This is a genomic window from Streptomyces sp. NPDC001941 (assembly GCF_040296945.1).
Classification (GTDB): domain Bacteria; phylum Actinomycetota; class Actinomycetes; order Streptomycetales; family Streptomycetaceae; genus Streptomyces.
The window spans coordinates 61640-80930 of record NZ_JBEOYE010000007.1 but is presented as its reverse complement, the minus strand read 5'-3'; the positions used below and the strand labels follow the sequence as shown (position 1 = coordinate 80930).

The window sequence follows — 19291 nt, the reverse complement described above, 5'->3', positions numbered from 1 at the left end:
GGCGGGTGCGCGGGGGGCGGCGGGCGGGGGATCTGGGGGTTACCCCGTTATTTCCCCACCGGGGGTTCTTTTTAAACGAAAAACCCCACCCCCGGGTCGTCCCCGTCCGCTGCCTCAGAGGCTGAGCTTGAAGCCGACGTGCGAGGCGGTGAACCCCAGGCGCTCGTAGAAGCGATGGGCATCGGTACGGGTGTTGTCCGAGGTCAGCTGCACCATCTGGCAGTCCTGGCGGCGGGCCTCGTCGACGGCCCACTCGATGAAGCGCGTGCCGAGGCCGCTGCCCCGCTCGTCGGCGTGGACGCGGACGCCCTCGATGATGGCGCGGGTCGCCCCCTTGCGGGACAGGCCGGGCACGATCGTGAGCTGGAGGGTGCCGACGACGCGCTCCTCGCGCACCGCGACGACCAGGTGCTGGTTCGGGTCCTCGGCCAGCCGCTCGAAGGCGGCGGTGTACGGGGTGAGGTCGTCGGGGGACTCGCGCTCGGCGCCCAGCGGGTCGTCGGCGAGCATCGCCACGACGGCCGGGAGGTCGCCCACGGCCGCGGGCCGGATTTCAAGATCGCTCATGCCCGCAGGCTACGGGCCGTGCGGGCGGGGCGGAACGGCCTTACGCCGGTACGCGCAGTTCCTCGACGGCCCGGACCAGGGGGGCGAGCCCGGGGTCCTTCGCCGCCTCGTCCAGCGCCTCGCGCAGCGCGGTGTCGTTGGTGGGGCGGGCCTGGGCGAGCAGGGCCTGGCCGGCCTCGGTGACGTCGGTGTAGATGCCCCGGCGGTCCGTGTCGCAGAGGTAGCGGGTGAGCAGGCCGCGGTCCTCGAGCCGGGTGACCAGGCGGGTGGTGGCGCTCTGGCTGAGCACGACCGCGTCGGCGACCTGCTTCATCTGGAGGTGTCCGCCCGGTCCGCTGTGCTGCCGGCTCAGGACGTCCAGGAGCGAGTACTCGCGGACGCTCAGCCCGTGCCGCGACTCCAGCGCGCGCTCGATGTGCGACTCGATCCTGCCGTGCAGCAGGGAGAGGGCGCACCAGCCCTGGGCGAGGGCGGTGAGCGCCGGATCGGTCGCGGTCATGGTCTCTCCTCCGTACGGACTCGTGTCGCGGAGCTGCTTGCCACCCAGGATAGACGACGTCTGCAATAGCCCGCGTTTGCAATTAGTCGGCGTCTGCAATTATTGTGGACGCTTGTAAGGCGCTGCCGCAAACTTCTGGGAAGGTGAAACCCATGCCGCTCGCGCTCCTCGCCCTGGCCATCGGGGCATTCGGTATCGGCACCACCGAATTCGTGATCATGGGGTTGCTCCCCGAGGTCGGCGCCGACTTCGACGTCTCCATCCCCACCGCCGGCTACCTGGTCACCGGCTACGCCCTGGGCGTCGTGCTCGGCGCCCCGGTGATGACCGTCCTGGGCACCAAGGTCTCCCGCAAGCGGATGCTGATGCTGCTCATGGGCCTGTTCATCGTGGGCAACCTGCTGTCCGCCGTGGCCCCCTCCTTCGGCGTCATGCTGGCCGGCCGCGTGGTCGCCTCACTGGCCCACGGCGCCTTCTTCGGGATCGGCTCGGTCGTCGCGGCCGACCTGGTCGCACCGGAGAAGAAGGCCGGAGCCATCGCGATGATGTTCACGGGCCTGACCGTCGCCAACGTCGTCGGCGTCCCGCTGGGCACGCTGATCGGCCAGAACTCCAGCTGGCGCGTCACGTTCCTGATCGTCGCCGGACTCGGCGTCCTCGGCCTGCTCGGCGTCGCCAAGCTGATCCCCGAGCAGCCGAAGCCCGAGGGCGTACGGCTGCGCCACGAACTGGCCGCCTTCCGCAACGTCCAGGTGCTGCTGGCCATGGCGATGACCGTGCTCGGCTTCGGCGGCGTCTTCACCGCCAGCACCTACATCGCGCCGATGATGACCGGGGCCGCGGGCTACTCCGCCTCCTCCGTCACCTGGCTGCTCGTCCTCTTCGGCCTCGGCCTGGTCGGCGGCAACCTGGTCGGCGGCAAGTACGCCGACCGCGCCCTGATGCCCCTGCTGTACGTGTCCCTGAGCGCACTGGCGCTGGTGCTCGGCCTCTTCACGGTCGCCGCGCACAACAAGGTCACCGCCGCGATCGCCCTCGCCCTGATCGGCGCCCTGGGCTTCGCGACCGTACCGCCGCTGCAGAAGCGGGTCCTGGACCACGCCTCCGGCGCCCCGACCCTCGCCTCCGCCGTGAACATCGGCGCCTTCAACCTCGGCAACGCGCTCGCCGCGTGGCTGGGCGGCCTGGTCATCTCGGCCGGGCTCGGCATCACCGCCCCGACCTGGGTCGGCGCCGCCCTCGCCGTCTCGGCCCTGCTCCTCGCGGTCCTCTCCAGCGCCCTGGAGCGCCGGGACGCCCGCCCCGGGAGCCGTGTCGTGGCCGGCTCGCCCCGCGCACGGGTCGCGGTCGCCGCGACCCGCGACTGAACGCGACGCGCTCCGCCCCGGAGCCGTACGCACCCCCGAACCCATCCCTCCGCAGTACCCAGGAGTCACCCCCCATGAGCACCACCGCCACCACGACCGTCGTCGCCCCCCTGACCATCGAGGACGCCGAGGCCCTCGTGGCCACCGCCCGTCAGGCCGCCGAGGAGGCGGGTGTCACCGTCGCCATCACCGTCCTCGACGCGGGCGGCCACCTGCTGGCCTTCCGCCGCGACGACCGGGCCGTGCTGATCGCCGGGGAGACCAGCACCCGCAAGGCGTACACTGCGCTGCAGCTGAACGCCCCCACCGCCGACCTGGTCGACGCGGTGCAGCCCGGCGCCCCCTTCCACACCCTGCCGACGGCCCTGGACCGCCCGCTGCTCTTCATCGCGGGCGGCGTCCCGGTCCACCGCGACGGCCGGCTGGTCGGTGCCATCGGCGTCGGCGGCGGCGCCCCGGAGCAGGACCACGGCTTCGCCACGCGCGCCGCGCGGTCGCTGGTGTGAGCGACGGGCCGCGGGCGCCTCAGCCCGCGGCCACCGTCAGCGGGGCGAAGCGCCGGGTCCAGTCACCCGGCAGACCGGGGAGCCCCCGGGTCATGACGGCGTTGAAGGCGACCGGCTCCAGGCCGTTCGCCTTCAGCCAGACCAGCAGTTCCTCGTGGCGCACGTCGACGTCGGTGCGCAGCGGCCGGTCCGTGCGGGCCGCCAGGGCGGCGACCAGGGCCTTGGCCGTACGGGTGTCGCGGGCCACCAGCGGACCCACCACATGGGTCTCCATGTTCGGCCACAGGGCGCCGAACCCCACCAGCTCGCCGCCCTCCTCCGCCACCTGGAGGTGGTCCGCGAAGGCGGGCAGCCGCGCGATCATGTGGGTGCGGTCCAGGCCGAAGGCGCCGTGGTCCAGCCGTAGCATCGACTGGACGTCCTCCGCGGTCGCGGGGCGGGTGGCCGGTCCCTCGCCGGGCGGCACCGCGCCGGTGAAGGCGCCCCGGACCATCTCGGCGCGCCCGGTCACCTCGAAGCCGAGCCGCTCGTACAGCGGCTGTCCGTTCGGGGTGGCGTGCAGGGTGACCGGGGTGTCGCCCAGGGCCTGGAGGACCTGGACCATCAGGTGCCGCCCGACGCCCCGGCGGGCGTAGCGCTCGGCGACCAGCACCATGCCGACGGCGGCCAGCCCGGTGCCGTACGACGTCACCACGCAGGCGGTGAGCAGGCCCTTGCCGAGCGGGTCGTCGATCCCGTACCCCCGTCCCGCGGTGAGCAGCAGCCCCCACTTGTGTTCCTCGCGCGGCCAGCCCCGGTCCTCGGAGAGATCGGCGCAGGCGACGAGGTCGTCCAAGGTCAGACGGCGGAGGGGAAGTTCATGGAGCGGGGGGAGCACTGTCGACATGGGCTTCAGGCTGTCCGACGGGGAGATCGTCCGTCCAGCGTTTTACGTGAACTCGTCGAGACGGCGGGCCGTACGTTCGTCGCCGCGCGCAGCCGGCGCCCGCGCCGGGTCGGTCCCCAGGGCTTGAGCACGGAGACCGCCGTCATGAAGAAGTACGCGGAGGTGGCCACCGAGGGCGCGGCCACCAGGCTCGGGTTGGCGATCCCGTCGGCCGCCGACCGCAGGATCCCCGGCCGCAGCGAGAAGATCGTCGCCCCCGCCGTCACCAGGGTCAGCCAGAACTTGATCCACACCCAGCGGTGCAGGGCCAGGCCCCAGGGCGTGCCCAGCGACAGCACCACCCCGCTGAGCAGCGCGATCAGTGAGACCGGGACCAGCAGCCAGTCGGCGAACACGCGCATGGCGCGGTAGGAGGCGGCGGTGAGCGAGGCGTCCTCGGTGGTGTAGGCGGTGATGCCGAGCGCGAGCAGGCCCAGGGTGAGGCCCAGCCAGCTGACGGAGACGGCGACGTGGACGACGAGCCAGGCCCGGCGCGGGCGCCGGCCGAGTCGTTTCGTGGGACGTGTCCGCTGTTCCACGGGTTCCTGGTGACGTTTCACGTGAAACAGCGTGCCGCCGGTGGAGGACCGCTCGCGTCTGACGGGGGGAGTATCCGTACGTACGAGCCTGGGCGTACGGGACATCCGCGCCCCGCGAGCCGCGCCCGCGAACGTGAAGATCGCGAACCGGCCGTGTGCAGAGTTCGGGGTGAGGGTGGACGACCGCGTCGCCTTCGGTGATTCCATGTCCGACGCGGTGGTCTTCGCCGTGGTGCCTCGGAGGGTGGCCGTGGACGCGGACCACCACCCGGCAGGGCCGCCGGACACGTCTACGCGGGGGGTGATCTGCGTGAGGCGTACGAGCCGGTGCGGCCGGGAGCCCAGTTGGGGGTGAGAACGCCCCGGCAGTGGGCAGGGGGCAATGCAGCCTAACGGGAAAGTGAGGGCAGGGACCCGGACTTTCCGCTCTCCGCCCGCGCGGCGATCGCTCCTGCCATGCTGCGATGACGGGCAGCTGCGGGCCATGACACCAATGCCCTGCTGACGACAGCGGCTGCGGCCAATGTCACAACCGGTCCATCTCGTCCCGGTTTTCACGGGTCGTGGCTAGTGTGGGCGGGAAGTGACCTTGAAGCAGACCCAGGCAGTGCGCAGACCGACCGAAAGATGTTCGAGGCGAGGCACACATGGACGCTCCGACCACCACGTCGGCCGACCACGGCACTTCCGACGACAGCACCGCGGGCGGCTGGTTCACCCCCCGCAGAACGGAGGCCGAGGACGACCGCGACCCCCAGGGCCGAATAGCCGAGCAGCGCGAATCGGGATCCGGCTCCCTGCTGCACCCGCGCAGACTCAGCAGCTACCAGCCGCCCGAACCCGAGCCCGAACCGCTGCTCCACGTGGTCGAGCCGGAGCCCGAGCCCGTGACCGGCTCCCCCGACGCGATCCTGATCCGCCGCACGCTCGCGGAGATCGCGCCCATCGCGGACAAGGTCACCTCCTACTTCTACGCGCTGCTGTTCATACGCCACCCCCATCTGCGGGCGCTGTTCCCGGCGGCGATGGACACCCAGCGCGACCGGCTCCTCAAGGCGCTCCTGACGGCCGCCGAGCACATGGACGACGCCGAGGTGCTCACCGGCTACCTCCAGCACCTGGGCCGCGGCCACCGCAAGTACGGCACCCAGTCGATGGACTACCCGGCCGTCGGCGAGGCCCTGATCGGCGCGCTCACCCGGTACGCGGAGAACAGCTGGGACGCCGAGACGGAGGGCGCCTGGGTCCGTACGTACACGACCATCTCGCAGATCATGATCGACGCCGCCGCCGAGGACGAGGTCCGCGCACCGGCCTGGTGGGAGGCCGAGGTCGTCTCGCACGAGCTGCGCACCCCGGACATCGCGGTCCTCACCGTGCGCCCGGACCAGCCCTACCCCTTCCGCGCGGGCCAGTACACGAGCTTGGAGACGCCCTGGTGGCCCCGGGTGTGGCGGCACTACTCCTTCGCCGCGGCGCCCCGCGCCGACGGACTGCTCACCTTCCACGTGAAGGCCGTGCCGGCCGGCTGGGTCTCCAACTCCCTGGTGCACCACGCCCGCCCGGGCGACGTGCTGCGCCTCGGCCCGCCGTCGGGTTCGATGACCGTCGACCACGCCACCGACAACGGGCTGCTCTGCCTGGGCGGCGGCACGGGCATCGCCCCGATCAAGGCGCTGGTCGAGGACGTCGCCGAGCACGGCACGCGACGGCCGGTGGAGGTCTTCTACGGCGCCCGCAGCGACCACGACCTGTACGACATCGACACCATGCTGCGGCTCCAGCACACCCACCCCTGGCTCCAGGTCCGCCCGGTCGTCGACGACCGCGAGCAGCTGCCGGAGGCCGTGCGCGAGTACGGGCCCTGGACCGAGTACGACGCGTACCTCTCCGGGCCCGCCGGGATGATCCGCAACGGCGTCGACGCGCTGCGGGACGTGGGCATCCCCACCGAGCGCATCCGCCACGACTCCCTCGAGGAGCTGGTCACGGCCCTGGGCTGAGCCCGCGCGGAGGAGGAGAAACGGTCAGCCTGGCCCGCGCGGCCGGGCTGACCACCGGCCGCGCGGCCGCCCTCAGCCCAGGTCCGGCGCGTGCATCGCGCGTACGCCCTCGATGTTGCCGTCCAGGTAGTGGCGCAGCGACAGGGGCACCAGGTGCACGGCGGCGATCCCGACCCGGCTGAACGGCACCCGTACGACCTCGTACTCGCCGCACGGCTCGTCCACCTCGGGTCCGTGGCGCCGCGACAGGTCCATCGACTCGAGCCGGCACACGAAGAAGTGCTGCACCTTCACGCCGGAGACGCCGCCGTCCTCGATGTGCTCGACGGTGTCGACGAAACAGGGCACCACGTCGGTGACCTTGGCGCCGAGCTCCTCGTCGACCTCGCGGTGCAGTGCGTCCACCACGGTCGCGTCCTCCGGCTCCACCCCGCCCCCGGGCGTCAGCCAGTACGGGTCGACACCCGGCTTGGTGCGTTTGATCAGGACGAGGTCGTCGCCGTCCAGGAGGATGGCACGGGCGGTCCGCTTGACCACCGGTCGTTCGGTCATGGGAAGAAAATGGCCCGTCGGGCCCGGCCTGAAACCGTGCGTGACCGGAAAACGGGGCGGCCCTGCGCGCCTCACCAGTCCACGGCCGCCCGCAGCAGCCACTCGTGCGCCCGCGCGATGTGCGGCAGCGCCAGGGTGCCGGTGCGCACCACGAGGAAGTACGTGCGCAGCGGTGGCATCGGCGGATCGGTCAGGGCCACCAGGCGTCCGCGCTCCAGGGCCTCCTCGCACAGGTAGCGCGGCAGCACGGCGAGCCCGGCCCCGGAGGCCGCGCACTCCAGGACGGCGCGCAGGTCGGGGGCGATGACGGTGGCCGCGGCGGCGGGCTTGGCCTCGAAGACGGTGGCCCAGTAGCGCGAGACGAACGGCAGGGACTCGTGCACCTCGACCACGGGCAGCTGCTCCAGGACCAGGCCGCTCTTGCGGCGCAGCAGGTCGGGGCCGATCCGGGCGGCCATCCGGGGGCCGGCGACCAGCACGTGCTCCTCGTCGCACAGCGGGGTCGCGGTGAGCAGCCCGCCGCGCGGGCGGGCCGTGGCGACGGCCAGGTCGTGGTGGCCCGCGGCGAGGCCGTCGAGGGTCTCCCCGGCGTTGGGGAGCAGGGACAGGCGCAGGGCCAGGCCCTGGGCGACGAGCGGCGTGAGGGCGGGCAGGACCCGGGCGGAGAGGAACTCCGGCGGGCCCGCCAGGTGCAGGGTGCGTACGCCCGACTCCTCGTCCAGGCCCGCCTCGGCGATCTCGACGAGGGCGTCCAGGTGCGGGGCGGCCCGGTGGGCGAGCTCGTCGCCGATCGTGGTGGGGATGACGCCGCGGGCCCGGCGCACGAACAGCGGACGGCCCAGCTGCCGCTCCAGGGTGCGGATCTGGCTGGTCACGGCGGGCTGCGAGAGGCCGAGGAGGGCGGCGGCGCGGGTGAAGGAGCCCGCGCGGTGGACGGTGAGGAAGGTGCGCAGCAGGGCCAGGTCCACGGTCCACCCCTCCTGTCTCGTCGGCCGACCACACCGCTGACTGCTCAGGACCGTCCAACTATAAATATGTCGATAGGTCTCTGTCGCTAGCGTGATTGGACACTGACGCAGAGTCAACTAGCCTTGTTCGAGCGGTTCTCGGCGCGCGGAACCGGGACGGTCCGAGCCAAGAGGGGGGAGGCTCGGACCGTTCGTCCGTCGTACCGGGCTTCGTCCCGCGACCCGCGCGCCGGTCCCGTCGGGGACCTCAGGACGCTTCGTCGAGCGCCCGCAGCACGTCCGCCAGCAGGTCGCGGGCGTCCTCGGCGCCCACGGAGAAGCGGATGAACCCCTCCGGTACGGCGTCGCCGCCCCAGCGCCCCCGCCGCTCGGCCGTGGAGCGCAGCCCTCCGAAGCTCGTGGCGTCGTCCACCAGCCGCAGCCCCGCCAGGAACCGCTCGGCCCGTGCGCGGTCGGGCAGCGCGAAGGAGACCACCGAGCCGAAGCGCCGCATCTGCCCCGAGGCGACGGCGTGCGAGGGGTCGCCGGGGAGCCCGGGGTAGCGCAGCCCGCTCACCTCGGGCCGCTCGGCCAGCGCTTCGGCCAGTGCCAGGGCGGTGGCGCACTGGCGGTCCACGCGCAGCTGGAGGGTGGCCAGGGAGCGGTGCGCCAGCCAGGCCTCCATCGGCCCGGGGATGGCGCCGACGACCTTGCGCCACCTGCGCACGCCCGCGGCCAGCTCCTCGTCGCGGCAGGTCACGTGCCCCAGGAGCACGTCGCCGTGGCCGGTCAGGCCCTTGGTGTCGCTGGCCACGCAGAAGTCGGCGCCCAGCTCCAGGGGGCGCTGGCCGAGCGGGGTGGCCAGGGTGTTGTCGACGGCGACCAGGGCGCCGCGCGCCCGGGCCCCGGCGGCGAGGCGGCGGATGTCGCAGACGTCGAGCCCGGGGTTGGACGGGGTCTCCAGCCACAGCAGCCGGGCGCCGTCCAGCACGGACAGCTGCGCGTCGCCGGCGGTGGGGGCGGTGCGCACCTCGATGCCGTACGCCTGAAGGCGCTCGCGCAGCAGGGGCAGCGCCTGGTAGCCGTCGTCCGGCAGGACCACGGCGTCGCCGGCGGAGAGCTGGGAGAACAGCACGGCCGAGATCGCGGCCATGCCGGAGGCGAAGACGACGGTCCGGGCCCCCGGCTCCCCCGGCGCGTCCAGTTCGGCGATCGCCCGTTCCAGCAGCGTCCAGGTGGGGTTCTCGTCGCGCCCGTAGGTGTACGGGCCGGTGGGCTCGCCCGGCAGGTGGTAGTGGGCGGCGAACACCGGTCCGGGGAGCGTCGGTTCGTACTTGACGGGCTCGGGCAGTCCGGCCCGCACCGCGCGCGTGCCCTCGCCGTACGCCCCTGCGTGTCCTTCGCCGTGTCCTTCGTGCTGCCGTTCGCCGCGTCCCGTGCCGTCGCCGGTCACGCGGCCCGCTCCCCGGCCGCGTCCCGCACCGCCTCCAGCAGGCCCGCGCAGGCCGCCTCCACCATCTCCAGGCACTCCTCGAAGCCCTCGCGCCCGCCGTAGTACGGGTCGGGGACGTCCGGCTCCGCGGGGTCGGCGGCCGGGTCGTAGGAGCGCAGCAGCCGGACCTTGGCTGCGTCGGCGGCGGTCGGGGCGAGGCGCCGCAGGTCGCGCAGGTGGCCCTCGTCCAGCGCGATCACCAGGTCCAGGCGGTCGAACCAGGCGGCCCGGAACTGCCGGGCGGTGTGCGCGGAGCCGTAGCCGTGCTCCTCCAGGACCGACACCGTGCGCGGGTCGGCGGGGTCGCCCTCGTGCCAGCCGCCGGTGCCGGCGCTGTCGACCTCGACCGGGCCGTCGAGGCCCTCCTCCGCCACGCGCGCGCGGAACACGTGCTCGGCCATGGGGGAGCGGCATATGTTGCCCGTGCAGACGAAACAGACGCGGTAGGCCATCGGGGATCAGTCCCGTCCGTCGGGCAGGACGACGTTCAGCGCCCAGGAGACGACCGAGACGATCAGGCCGCCGAGCACGGCCGTCCAGAAGCCCTCCACGTGGAAGCTCAGGTCCAGCTTGTCCGCGAGCCACGAGGTGAGCAGCAGCATCAAGGCGTTCACGACGAGGGTGATCAGGCCCAGCGTGAGGATGAACAGCGGCAGCGTCAGCAGCTTCACCACCGGCTTCACGAGGAAGTTCACGAGCCCGAAGAGCAGCGCGACCAGGATGAGCGCCAGGGCCTTCTTCCCGGTGCTGTCGCCGGTCAGCGTGATCTTGGGGACGATCCAGATCGCCACGGCCAGGGCGGCCGCGTTCGCGAGCGTCTTGACTACGAAATTCTTCATGTGTCTGATCGTTCCAGACGAGACGGGACCGAGTACGGGAGCGGACGGGCATGAAGGCATTCCGGCTGGACGAACTGGAGGCCGAGCGGGCCGCCAACGACGGCGCCTACCTGCAGTTCCTGCGCGAGCGGAACATGTCGGTCGGCCTGTACGCGCTGGACGCCGGTGACCTCGACCCGCAGAAGCCGCACGAGCAGGACGAGGTGTACTTCGTGGTCAGCGGCCGGGCCGCGATCACCGTCGGCATGGAGACGACGCAGGTGGGACGGGGCAGCGTGGTCTACGTGCCCGCCGGGGTGGCCCACAAGTTCCACCACATCACGGAGGACCTCAGGGTCATGGTGGTCTTCTCTCCGCCCGAGGGCTGAGGGTCCGGCCCTGATCCTCCCTAGGGGTCGGTTCAGGGGAGAGCAAGGGCTGCGGGGCCCCCGCCGGGCACCCCCGCGCACCTAGCATCGAAGGTGTCGGAGGCAGCAGCCCCGCACAGTACGGAAGACCACGGAAGGCAGGAACGGACCATGGCGGTACGGGAGATTCTCGCGGGGATGCCCTGGTGGGTGAAGTGGGTCGCGATACCCGTGATCGCGCTCGTGGTGTTCGGCGGTGTGATCGCTTCGGTGGTCGGCTTCGTGATCGGCCTGCTCTTCAAGGCCCTGCTGTTCGTGGCCCTGGTCGGCGGTCTGATCTACGTCGTACGGAAGTTCATGTCCTCCTCCTCGTCCTCCTCGTCCTCGCGCGACTGGTAGGTCCCGGGCCGGTGGGATGGGCAGGGGAGAGCGGGCGTTAGCCCATCAGGGGGATGTGGGGCGGAGGCGGCGCCAAAACTCGCTTGGCGCCCAAACGCTGCCATTAGAGTGGCAATTCTCCGCCGCCTCCGGGGGGTTCACGGCGGGCGAGCGGGGGCGGCCCCCGCGGGCGGGCGCGTGACGCACCCGTCGAACCGCCTGGGGGTTACCTTTGGCCACAGCTCCGAATTCCGGTGCCCCGACGCTGATCGGCTCGGTGCAGCGGGCGTTGCGGCTGCTGGAGGCCGTCAGTGCCCATGCGGACGGAGCTCCCGCGAAACAGCTGGCCCGCGAGGCGGGCCTGCCGCTTCCCACCGCGTACCACCTGCTGCGTACGCTGACCCACGAGGGCTATCTCCAGCGCGAGAAGGGCCTGCTCGTCCTCGGCGACGCGACCGCCGGGTTGGCACGGGGGCGAGCTGTGCAGAATCGTCGCAGCAAGATCACGGAGGCGCTGGCCCGCTGGCGTGACGTCCTCGGCGTGCCGGTCTACTTCGCCGTCTACCGCGAGGGCGAGATCCAGCTCGTCGCCGTCGCCGACGGGCCCTCGGCACCCGCCGTCGAGGAGTGGGCCGACTTCCGCGAGACCGCGCACGCGCACGCGCTGGGGCAGTGCCTGCTCAGCCAGCTCGACGAGAAGGCGCGTCAAGACCACCTCGACCGCCACCCCGTCCAGGCCATCACGCCGAACACGGTGCGTGACCGTCGCGCCCTGCTGGAGCGGCTGGCGGCGATGGAGCGGATGCGGCCCGTCGTGGAGCGCCAGGAGTACGCGCTGGGCACGGTGTGCGCGGCCATTCCCATCACGGCGGGGTCCACGGCCGCCGCGGTGGCGATTTCCCTCCCCCTGCACCAGGAACAGCGCCTGCTGCCCGCCGTGGACCAGCTCCGCGAGGAGGTCGGGCGCCTCCTCGACTCCCTCGCGTTCTCTATCAGTATCTGAAAAATCACTCCTTGTGATCCGCTAGCGCGTACAGGACGATTGCGTCAAGAGGGCCAATGGGGACCATTCCAGGCCGTTTTCAGCAATTGCTTCATTTATTGCGGGGTACACCATGCGCGAATCGGTCCAGGCCGAGGTCTTGATGAGCTTTCTCGTGTCCGAGGAGCTGTCCTTCCGGATTCCGGTGGAACTCCGGTACGAGACCCGCGATCCGTACGCGGTGCGCATGACCTTCCATCTGCCCGGCGACGCCCCGGTGACCTGGGCCTTCGGCCGCGAACTGCTGCTGGACGGCATCAACGCGCCCAGTGGCGAGGGCGATGTGCACATCGGGCCGATCGAGCCCGAGGGCCTGTCGGACATCGGCATCCGGCTCCAGGTCGGCAGCGACCGGGCGCTGTTCCGGGCGAGCGCCGCCCCGCTGGTGGCGTTCCTGGACCGCACCGACAAGCTCGTCCCGCTGGGCGAGGAGCGCACGCTCGGTGACTTCGAGGGGAACCTGGAGGAGGCGCTCGGCCGCATCCTCGCCGAGGAGAACGCGGGCTGAGACGCCCCCTCCCGCGCCCGAGGCGGCTCCCGCCTCCCCGTGCGTCCGGCCCCGGCTTACTTCTTGCGCCGGCGGCCCCGGCCGCCGCGCGCGGGAGCCGGCGCGCCCGACGACGGCCGGTCGGCGGAGACCACCAGTGCCGCCAGCGCCGTCGTCACCGGCACCGAGGCCACCAGGCCGATCGACCCCACCAGCGTGCGGACGATCTCCTCGGCGACCAGCTCGCTGTTGGCCACCGTCCCCACGCTGCTCTGCGCCACCGAGAACAGCAGCAGCAGCGGCAGCGCCGCACCGGCGTAGGCCAGCACCAGGGTGTTCACCACGGACGCGATGTGGTCGCGGCCGATCCGGATGCCCGCCCGGTAGAGCGCCCGCGGCCCCATCCCCGGGTCCGCCTGGTGCAGCTCCCAGACGGCCGACGTCTGGGTCACCGTCACGTCGTCCAGCACGCCCAGCGATCCGATGATGACGCTCGCCAGCAGCAGGCCCGACATGTCGATGTGCGGGTAGAGGCCGTGGATCAGACCGGTGTTGTCGTCGGTGTTGCCGCTCAGCGCCGCCCAGCCGATGAACAGCGAGCCCAGCAGCCCGATCAGCAGCAGTGAGATCAGCGTGCCCAGTACGGCGACCGAGGTGCGGGCGCTGAGCCCGTGGCACATGTACAGGGCGATCAGCATGATGGCGCTGGCCCCGATCACCGCCACCACCAGCGGATTCGACCCCTGGAGGATCGCGGGCAGGATGAACAGCGTCAGTACGGCGAAGCTCGTGACGAGCGCGATCAGCGCCATCACCCCGCGCATCCGCCCCACGACCACCACCGCCAGTGCGAACACCGCGGCGAGCAGTGCCATCGGCATCTTGCGGTTGACGTCCGTCACCGAGTACTGGAGGTCGTGCGGGGCGTCGGGCGCGTAGGCGACCACCACGCCCTGTCCCTGGTGGAGCTGGCGCGGCGCGTCCGGCTGCACGATCTCCACGAAGGTGCGGCCCTTGTTCGCCCCGGTGGTCACCTCCACCGTCGCCTTGGCGCACTTGCCCTGCTGGGACCGCGCCGCCTCCCGGCCCGACGGGGTGGAGGTGTCCCCGGTGGGCGGCACCTGGCCCGCGTTGACCTCCTTGCAGTCCACCCGGTCGAGCTTGGTCACCCGGCCCTGTTCGGTCTGCCGGTCGAAGCCGACGCCGGAGCGCTCGTGCGCCGGGGTGCCCCCCGGCCAGAGCACCGCGAGGCCCACCAGGACCGCCGTGGCGAAGGGGATCAGCACCGCGGCGATGACCTTGCGCAGATGGCGCGAGACGGGGGCGGCGGGGCCGTGTCCATGGCTGTGGCCGTGGCTGTGTCCATGACCGTGGCCGTGGTGCTCGGGGCTCTGCTGCGTCTCAGTCACCGACCGATCATCGCAAGAACGGCAGGGGCCCTCTGTTCAGCGCGCCCGTGATGACGCTAGCGTGGTGGCACCTTTGCACACGCGGGAGCTCGGAGCACCGGGCTGAGAGGGCGCTGATCACCGTACGGACGTACGGGAGGAGGCTGCGCCGACCGCCGAACCTGTTACCGGGTAATGCCGGCGTAGGGAGTAGGTCATCATGACCGTTCAGGACACACGCACGCCTGCCTCCGATTCCGAGGAGAGCGGGAAGTCCGCCGGCTGGCACAAGGGATACGTCGAGGGTTCGCGCCCCGACATCCGGGTGCCGGTCCGCCAGGTGCACCTCACCAACGGCAAGGACGTGACGCTCTACGACACGTCGGGCCCGTACACCGACCCCCAGGTGGAGACCGACGTCCGCCGCGGCCTGCCGCCGCTGCGGGAGAACTGGATCATCGCGCGCGGCGACACCGCCGAGTACGCGGGCCGCCCGGTCCGCCCCGAGGACGACGGCATCAAGCACACCTCGCCGCGCGGCGGGCTGCGCAACCTCGACGCCGTCTTCCCCGGCCGCCCGCGCCAGCCCCGGCGGGCCCGCGAGGGCCAGGCGGTCACCCAGCTCGCGTACGCGCGGCGCGGGGAGGTCACCCCGGAGATGGAGTACGTCGCCGTCCGGGAGAACGTCTCCCCCGAGGTGGTCCGCGAGGAGATCGCCGCCGGGCGCGCGGTGCTCCCGGCGAACGTGAACCACCCCGAGATCGAGCCGATGATCATCGGCAAGCGGTTCCTGGTGAAGGTCAACGCCAACATCGGCAACTCCGCCGTCACCTCCTCCATCGAGGAGGAGGTGGAGAAGATGACCTGGGCCACCCGCTGGGGCGCCGACACGGTCATGGACCTCTCCACCGGCCGCAACATCCACACCACCCGCGAGTGGGTGCTGCGCAACTCCCCCGTGCCGATCGGCACCGTGCCGCTCTACCAGGCGCTGGAGAAGGTGGACGGCCGGGCCGAGGAGCTGTCCTGGGAGGTCTACAAGGACACGGTCATCGAGCAGGCCGAGCAGGGCGTCGACTACATGACGGTCCACGCCGGCGTGCTGCTGCCGTACGTACCGCTGACCGCGCGCCGCAAGACCGGCATCGTCTCGCGCGGCGGCTCGATCATGGCCGCCTGGTGCCTGGCGCACCACCAGGAGAACTTCCTCTACACGCACTTCGAGGAGCTCTGCGAGATCCTGGCGGCGTACGACGTCACCTACTCGCTGGGCGACGGCCTGCGGCCCGGCTCGATCGCGGACGCCAACGACGAGGCGCAGTTCGCCGAGCTGCGCACCCTCGGCGAGCTGAACACCATCGCCAAGCGCCACAACGTGCAGACGATGATCGAGGGCCCGGGACACGTCCCGATGCACAAGATCAAGGAGAACATCGACCTCCAGCAGGAGATCTGCGAGGAGGCGCCGTTCTACACGCTCGGCCCGCTGACCACCGACGTCGCTCCGGCGTACGACCACATCACCTCGGGCATCGGCGCGGCGATGATCGCCTGGTGGGGCACGGCGATGCTCTGCTACGTCACGCCCAAGGAGCACCTGGGCCTGCCCAACCGCGACGACGTGAAGACCGGTGTCATCACGTACAAGATCGCGGCGCACGCGGCGGACCTGGCCAAGGGGCACCCCGGGGCGCAGGAGTGGGACGACGCGCTGTCGGACGCCCGCTTCGAGTTCCGCTGGGAGGACCAGTTCAACCTGGCCCTCGACCCGGACACGGCGCGGGAGTTCCACGACGAGACGCTGCCCGCCGAGCCCGCCAAGACCGCACACTTCTGCTCGATGTGCGGCCCCAAGTTCTGCTCGATGAAGATCTCGCAGGACATCCGGCGCGAGCACGGCGGTGATCTGAAGGCGGAGGAGATCGAGGCCGGAATGGCGGAGAAGTCCAAGGAATTCGCCGAGTCCGGGAATCGCGTCTACCTTCCGCTCGCCAACTGAGGGGCCGGGCGGCTGTTTCACGTGAAACGCGCTGAACGGGTGTTTCACGTGAAACAGCGAGCGGCCACCGGGCACCCGGACGGATCAGTCCGGCTGGTGCTCGGGGCCGCCGAAGTCCGGACTGGTGAAGTCCGGGCTGCTGAACGTGGGCCGCACTCCCGCTGATCCCTCGCTGGGGCTGCTGAAGTCCGGTCCGCTGTAGCCGATCTTGGGTATCCGGCTGACCTGGCGAGGCGGCGTCGAGGACGACGGATCCACGCTGGGGTCGTTCAGCGCCGCGCGGAGGAACGGCAGGATGCCCCTTTCGAGGAGGGCGTGCCGCCAGGCGTCACGGGCCCGGGCCACCTCGTCCGGTAGCTCCCCGCCCGGTTCCTCCTCGGCGGAGACCTGGGTGGACCCGTTGCGCACGGCCGTGATGAGCAGGCCGATGGCCGCCACCAGGATGCCTGCGGCCGTGACGGCGCCGAAGAACCAGCCCGCGGTGAGCAGGGTCTCGGCGAACGAGGGCGCAGGGCTCAGCGCCTTGAGGATGTAGCCGACGAGCAGGAAGATCGCGGCCGCCGTACCGGCGAGAACCGGCGCGAGCACCGTGACGACGGCGCCGAGCCCGGCACCCGTCTCGGCCGCCTCGCTCAGCGCGGGGGCCAGGATGGCCCTGTCGGCGGTGGAGCTGGGCGAGCGCAGTTCCTCGCGCACCGAGGTGAAGTGCTCGTACTCGGCGGCCGCCGCGCTGGTGATGAGCGCGGTGGCGTTGAGCGCCATGGTGCGCAGCTGTTCCGTGTTGAGCCGCTGGCCGACCGCGGCCAGATCCGGTCGTTCGTGGGCGTTGCGCAGCGCGTCGTCGAGGATGCGCTCGAAGTCCGAACGGTCCTCGGTCAGCAGGTGCGGAGCGCTTCTCATGTGCATCCCCCGATGCTCCGTAGGGCCGGATCGCCCGTGGATTCCGGGCAGTTGGGCAGAAACGGAGGAGAGCCTGCTACGGATAAGCCGATGGTAGAGCGGTTACGGCACCGGGTGACAGTGGGTTTCCGGAAAACGCCTGCCCGCTCTGCGGTCAGTTATGCAGGGGAAGCGGAACGACCAGCAGCTTTCCGGCCATGGTCACTCCGCCGTCCATGGCGATGGCCAGGCCGTCCGCGTACACGTGCGGCCCTTCCACCGCGGGACCCGCACCGTCCTCGCCGTCCTCGGAGCCCACTTCGCCCAGGAGGTACGGGATCGGGCTGTGGCCGTGCACCACGCAGCGGCCGCCGTAGGTGGAGATCAGCTCCTGCACGGCCTCGGGGCCGGACTCGTCGCGGAACGCGAAGCGCTTGGTGAACTTGCGGAACAGGTCCCAGCACTCATCGGCGTCGCCCCGGTTGAGGATCTCGTGGACGGTGTCGTTCACGTCCTCGATGGTGGAGCCGTACTCCAGGTAGGCGGTCGTGTCGGAGTGCATGAGCAGGTGCCCGTCCTCCTCCACCACCGCGTCCAGCCGGGACATCCACTGCAGGTGGACGTCCTGGAGGCGGTCCATGTCGTGCTTCTGGCCGCCGTTGAGCAGCCAGGCGGCCTGGAAGGTGGCGGTGCCGGCCCCGGAGTTGACGGGCGTGTCGGCGAACCGCTTGGCGCCGATCAGCAGCAGCTCGTGGTTGCCCATCAGGGCCTTGCAGTAGCCGCCGGCGGCCGCGGCCTCCGCGGACAGCCGCATGACCAGGTCGATGACGCCGATGCCGTCGGGGCCCCGGTCGGTGAAGTCGCCCAGGAACCACAGTCGCGTGTTGCCCGCGGCCCACTGCCCCTCGGTGTCGATCAGGCCCTGCTCCTGGAGCGCGGTGAGCAGCTCGTCCAGATAGCCGTGGACGTCCCCGACCACGTACAGCGGGCCCAGCCCGTCGGGGCCGGGGGACGGGTCGACCCGCACCTGGACCGTGTCGCCGCGGTTGATGACCGGGAGGTCGCGCGCGGTCGGCGTGTAGCCCTCCGGCGGCTCCCCGTCGGGGTAGGCGTTGCCCGGGTGGACCGGCTCGTCGACGTGTCCCTGCACGGGCACCTGCTGCGCGTAAGGGGGCACGCGGAAGTCGCGCAACGTCGCCGTACGCACCACGGGTCCCTGACCGGCCCCCTGAGTCATCGACCCCTCCACCACCGTCGCGACGCCCTGCACCTCGCGGACCGGCCTGGTCGGGCGGTCCGCGGGGTCGTGCGCCCATCATAGGAATGAGGCTCGTGCTGTGTGACGCACCAGGGGTGCCGAATCCGGATGCACCCCGTGTTCGCCGGTAGTTTCGCCCCAATTGAGAAGGTCTAGTCCTGCGAGGGGGAGCGCGGAGGACTCACTGTCGTACGGGGAGAGCGCCGCTGGGAGGACGTCCGGACGATGAGTTCGGTCGGTATCACCTGTTCGACCGGACGGTCCGTGTCGATTCCCTCGATGGCGTCGATGAGGAGCTGGACCACCGCCGTGCCGATGCGGCGCGGCTTGAGGGAGAGCGTGGTGATGGGCGGCTCCGTCGTGGCGTACACGGTGGACTCGCTGCAGCACACCAGGAGCAGGTCCTCCGGCACCCGCAGGCCGTAGCGGCGCGCCGCGGCCAGCAGGTCGGTGCCGTTGGGGTCGAACAGGCCGTACACCGCGTCCGGGCGGTCCGGCCGGGCCAGCAGACGGTCGGCGGCCACGGCGCCCGCGCACGGGTCGTGGGCGGGGTAGGCCTCGTAGACGGGGTCCTGCCCCACGCGCTCGCACCAGCGCAGGTAGGCGGTGGTGGAGAGGCGCGTGTAGGTGTCCGTGGTGGTGCCGGTGAGCAGCCCGATGCGGCGCGCGCCGGCGGCGGCGAGGTGGTCGAGCAGGTCCAGGACCGCGGCCTCGTGGTCGTTGTCCACCCACGCGGTGACCGGCAGCGTCCCGGCCGGGCGCCCGTCGGAGACCACGGGCAGGCCCTGGCGGACCAGCTCGGTGACGACGGGGTCGTGGTCCGAGGGGTCGATGACCACGGTGCCGTCGAGCGCCACGTTGGACCACACGTCGTGCCGTGAGGTGGCGGGGAGGATGACGAGGGCGTAGCCGCGCGCGAGGGCGGCCGAGGTGGCGGCTCTGGCCATCTCCGCGAAGTAGGCGAACTCCGTGAAGGTGAAAGGTTCGTCCCCGTACGTCGTCACGGTCAGGCCGATCAGTCCGGACTTGCCGGTACGGAGCGTGCGGGCGGCGGCCGACGGGCGGTAGCCCAGCCGGTCGGCGACCTCGCGTACGTGTCTGCGGGTGGCGTCCGGCAGGCGGCCCTTGCCGTTGAGCGCGTCGGAGACAGTCGTGATGGAGACTCCGGCCGCGGCGGCCACGTCCCGGATGCCCGCTCGACTCTGCCGGCTTCCCCGGGTCTGTGCCCGGCTCACCTGGTGCTTCCCTGCTGCTGTCATGGCGAGCCGATAGTAGGG

The 19291-nt window shown here is 71.7% G+C and carries 21 protein-coding genes; 8 read left to right on the top strand and 13 right to left on the bottom strand.

Going from position 1 to position 19291, the window contains the following annotated elements; all coding sequences use genetic code 11:
- Positions 1 to 114: 114 nt before the first annotated feature.
- Positions 115 to 567, bottom strand: a complete 453-nt coding sequence (locus ABT160_RS08545; protein WP_351645234.1) for a GNAT family N-acetyltransferase — start codon at positions 565 to 567, stop codon at positions 115 to 117.
- Between the two features lie 40 nt (positions 568 to 607).
- Positions 608 to 1066 carry a MarR family winged helix-turn-helix transcriptional regulator gene (locus ABT160_RS08540; RefSeq protein WP_351645233.1) on the bottom strand — a complete coding sequence of 153 codons (459 nt, stop codon included), beginning with the start codon at positions 1064 to 1066 and terminating at the stop codon, positions 608 to 610.
- Between the two features lie 152 nt (positions 1067 to 1218).
- Between ABT160_RS08540 and ABT160_RS08535 the strand changes: the two genes are divergently transcribed.
- Both ABT160_RS08535 and ABT160_RS08530 read left to right on the top strand, forming a co-directional pair.
- Complete coding sequence (locus ABT160_RS08535; RefSeq protein WP_351645231.1) at positions 1219 to 2433, top strand: MFS transporter; 1215 nt, start codon at positions 1219 to 1221, stop codon at positions 2431 to 2433.
- Between the two features lie 74 nt (positions 2434 to 2507).
- The gene (locus ABT160_RS08530) at positions 2508 to 2939 is read left to right on the top strand and encodes a GlcG/HbpS family heme-binding protein (protein ID WP_351645229.1); all 432 of its coding nucleotides are present in this window, start codon (positions 2508 to 2510) and stop codon (positions 2937 to 2939) included.
- A 19-nt stretch (positions 2940 to 2958) separates the two neighbouring features.
- On the opposite strand, the gene ABT160_RS08525 is transcribed toward ABT160_RS08530, so the two are convergent.
- Both ABT160_RS08525 and ABT160_RS08520 read right to left on the bottom strand, forming a co-directional pair.
- On the bottom strand, positions 2959 to 3825 hold the full coding sequence (locus tag ABT160_RS08525) for a GNAT family N-acetyltransferase (RefSeq protein WP_351645226.1): 867 nt from the start codon (positions 3823 to 3825) through the stop codon (positions 2959 to 2961).
- A 5-nt stretch (positions 3826 to 3830) separates the two neighbouring features.
- Complete coding sequence (locus ABT160_RS08520; protein WP_502984185.1) at positions 3831 to 4433, bottom strand: DUF2269 domain-containing protein; 603 nt, start codon at positions 4431 to 4433, stop codon at positions 3831 to 3833.
- Positions 4434 to 5050: 617 nt separating this feature from the next.
- Here ABT160_RS08520 and ABT160_RS08515 point away from each other — a divergent pair.
- The gene (locus ABT160_RS08515) at positions 5051 to 6406 is read left to right on the top strand and encodes a globin domain-containing protein (RefSeq protein ID WP_351645223.1); all 1356 of its coding nucleotides are present in this window, start codon (positions 5051 to 5053) and stop codon (positions 6404 to 6406) included.
- 72 nt (positions 6407 to 6478) lie between these two features.
- Here the strand turns inward: ABT160_RS08515 and ABT160_RS08510 are convergent, their stop codons facing one another.
- The 5 genes from ABT160_RS08510 to ABT160_RS08490 all read right to left on the bottom strand — a co-directional run bounded on the left by ABT160_RS08510 (position 6479) and on the right by ABT160_RS08490 (position 10236).
- On the bottom strand, positions 6479 to 6958 hold the full coding sequence (locus ABT160_RS08510) for an NUDIX domain-containing protein (protein ID WP_351645220.1): 480 nt from the start codon (positions 6956 to 6958) through the stop codon (positions 6479 to 6481).
- A 71-nt stretch (positions 6959 to 7029) separates the two neighbouring features.
- Positions 7030 to 7926 (bottom strand): LysR family transcriptional regulator, encoded by an 897-nt coding sequence (locus ABT160_RS08505; RefSeq protein WP_351645217.1) that lies wholly within the window; start codon positions 7924 to 7926, stop codon positions 7030 to 7032.
- 247 nt (positions 7927 to 8173) lie between these two features.
- A complete protein-coding gene (locus ABT160_RS08500; protein WP_351645214.1) occupies positions 8174 to 9358 on the bottom strand; it encodes a cystathionine gamma-lyase in 1185 nt (394 codons plus the stop codon).
- On the bottom strand, positions 9355 to 9849 hold the full coding sequence (locus ABT160_RS08495; RefSeq protein WP_351645212.1) for a low molecular weight protein-tyrosine-phosphatase: 495 nt from the start codon (positions 9847 to 9849) through the stop codon (positions 9355 to 9357). The genes ABT160_RS08500 and ABT160_RS08495 overlap by 4 nt, the downstream gene beginning before the upstream one ends.
- Before the next feature lie 6 nt (positions 9850 to 9855).
- Positions 9856 to 10236 (bottom strand): phage holin family protein, encoded by a 381-nt coding sequence (locus tag ABT160_RS08490; protein ID WP_351645210.1) that lies wholly within the window; start codon positions 10234 to 10236, stop codon positions 9856 to 9858.
- Between the two features lie 50 nt (positions 10237 to 10286).
- Here ABT160_RS08490 and ABT160_RS08485 point away from each other — a divergent pair, with 50 nt between their 5' ends.
- The 4 genes from ABT160_RS08485 to ABT160_RS08470 all read left to right on the top strand — a co-directional run bounded on the left by ABT160_RS08485 (position 10287) and on the right by ABT160_RS08470 (position 12511).
- The gene (locus ABT160_RS08485; RefSeq protein WP_351645208.1) at positions 10287 to 10604 is read left to right on the top strand and encodes a cupin domain-containing protein; all 318 of its coding nucleotides are present in this window, start codon (positions 10287 to 10289) and stop codon (positions 10602 to 10604) included.
- 150 nt (positions 10605 to 10754) lie between these two features.
- Positions 10755 to 10982, top strand: coding sequence for a DUF5326 family protein (locus ABT160_RS08480; protein WP_351645205.1), 228 nt, complete (start codon positions 10755 to 10757; stop codon positions 10980 to 10982).
- A 211-nt stretch (positions 10983 to 11193) separates the two neighbouring features.
- The gene (locus tag ABT160_RS08475; RefSeq protein WP_351645202.1) at positions 11194 to 11964 is read left to right on the top strand and encodes an IclR family transcriptional regulator; all 771 of its coding nucleotides are present in this window, start codon (positions 11194 to 11196) and stop codon (positions 11962 to 11964) included.
- A 112-nt stretch (positions 11965 to 12076) separates the two neighbouring features.
- Positions 12077 to 12511 (top strand): SsgA family sporulation/cell division regulator, encoded by a 435-nt coding sequence (locus tag ABT160_RS08470; protein WP_351645200.1) that lies wholly within the window; start codon positions 12077 to 12079, stop codon positions 12509 to 12511.
- A gap of 56 nt (positions 12512 to 12567) precedes the next feature.
- Here ABT160_RS08470 and ABT160_RS08465 read toward each other — a convergent pair whose 3' ends face one another.
- The gene (locus ABT160_RS08465) at positions 12568 to 13899 is read right to left on the bottom strand and encodes a YibE/F family protein (RefSeq protein ID WP_351645198.1); all 1332 of its coding nucleotides are present in this window, start codon (positions 13897 to 13899) and stop codon (positions 12568 to 12570) included.
- A gap of 199 nt (positions 13900 to 14098) precedes the next feature.
- Here ABT160_RS08465 and thiC point away from each other — a divergent pair, with 199 nt between their 5' ends.
- On the top strand, positions 14099 to 15877 hold the full coding sequence (gene thiC, locus ABT160_RS08460; RefSeq protein ID WP_351645196.1) for a phosphomethylpyrimidine synthase ThiC: 1779 nt from the start codon (positions 14099 to 14101) through the stop codon (positions 15875 to 15877).
- 84 nt (positions 15878 to 15961) lie between these two features.
- On the opposite strand, the gene ABT160_RS08455 is transcribed toward thiC, so the two are convergent.
- The 3 genes from ABT160_RS08455 to ABT160_RS08445 form a co-directional block, all read right to left on the bottom strand.
- Positions 15962 to 16783, bottom strand: coding sequence for an ABC transporter permease (locus tag ABT160_RS08455; RefSeq protein WP_351645193.1), 822 nt, complete (start codon positions 16781 to 16783; stop codon positions 15962 to 15964).
- A 148-nt stretch (positions 16784 to 16931) separates the two neighbouring features.
- A complete protein-coding gene (locus ABT160_RS08450) occupies positions 16932 to 18008 on the bottom strand; it encodes a metallophosphoesterase (protein ID WP_502984184.1) in 1077 nt (358 codons plus the stop codon).
- A 158-nt stretch (positions 18009 to 18166) separates the two neighbouring features.
- The gene (locus ABT160_RS08445; RefSeq protein WP_351645188.1) at positions 18167 to 19273 is read right to left on the bottom strand and encodes a LacI family DNA-binding transcriptional regulator; all 1107 of its coding nucleotides are present in this window, start codon (positions 19271 to 19273) and stop codon (positions 18167 to 18169) included.
- Positions 19274 to 19291: the final 18 nt, after the last annotated feature.

Excerpts from the sequence above, each read along its gene's own strand:
- ABT160_RS08545 (WP_351645234.1), bottom strand. The coding sequence starts at position 567 with ATGAGCGATCTTGAAATCCGGCCCGCGGCCGTGGGCGACCTCCCGGCC.
- ABT160_RS08540 (WP_351645233.1), bottom strand. The coding sequence starts at position 1,066 with ATGACCGCGACCGATCCGGCGCTCACCGCCCTCGCCCAGGGCTGGTGC.
- ABT160_RS08535 (WP_351645231.1), top strand. The coding sequence starts at position 1,219 with ATGCCGCTCGCGCTCCTCGCCCTGGCCATCGGGGCATTCGGTATCGGC.
- ABT160_RS08530 (WP_351645229.1), top strand. The coding sequence starts at position 2,508 with ATGAGCACCACCGCCACCACGACCGTCGTCGCCCCCCTGACCATCGAG.
- ABT160_RS08525 (WP_351645226.1), bottom strand. The coding sequence starts at position 3,825 with ATGTCGACAGTGCTCCCCCCGCTCCATGAACTTCCCCTCCGCCGTCTG.
- ABT160_RS08515 (WP_351645223.1), top strand. The coding sequence starts at position 5,051 with ATGGACGCTCCGACCACCACGTCGGCCGACCACGGCACTTCCGACGAC.
- ABT160_RS08510 (WP_351645220.1), bottom strand. The coding sequence starts at position 6,958 with ATGACCGAACGACCGGTGGTCAAGCGGACCGCCCGTGCCATCCTCCTG.
- ABT160_RS08495 (WP_351645212.1), bottom strand. The coding sequence starts at position 9,849 with ATGGCCTACCGCGTCTGTTTCGTCTGCACGGGCAACATATGCCGCTCC.
- ABT160_RS08490 (WP_351645210.1), bottom strand. The coding sequence starts at position 10,236 with ATGAAGAATTTCGTAGTCAAGACGCTCGCGAACGCGGCCGCCCTGGCC.
- ABT160_RS08485 (WP_351645208.1), top strand. The coding sequence starts at position 10,287 with ATGAAGGCATTCCGGCTGGACGAACTGGAGGCCGAGCGGGCCGCCAAC.
- ABT160_RS08480 (WP_351645205.1), top strand. The coding sequence starts at position 10,755 with ATGGCGGTACGGGAGATTCTCGCGGGGATGCCCTGGTGGGTGAAGTGG.
- ABT160_RS08470 (WP_351645200.1), top strand. The coding sequence starts at position 12,077 with ATGCGCGAATCGGTCCAGGCCGAGGTCTTGATGAGCTTTCTCGTGTCC.
- thiC (WP_351645196.1), top strand. The coding sequence starts at position 14,099 with ATGACCGTTCAGGACACACGCACGCCTGCCTCCGATTCCGAGGAGAGC.
- ABT160_RS08455 (WP_351645193.1), bottom strand. The coding sequence starts at position 16,783 with ATGCACATGAGAAGCGCTCCGCACCTGCTGACCGAGGACCGTTCGGAC.
- ABT160_RS08445 (WP_351645188.1), bottom strand. The coding sequence starts at position 19,273 with ATGACAGCAGCAGGGAAGCACCAGGTGAGCCGGGCACAGACCCGGGGA.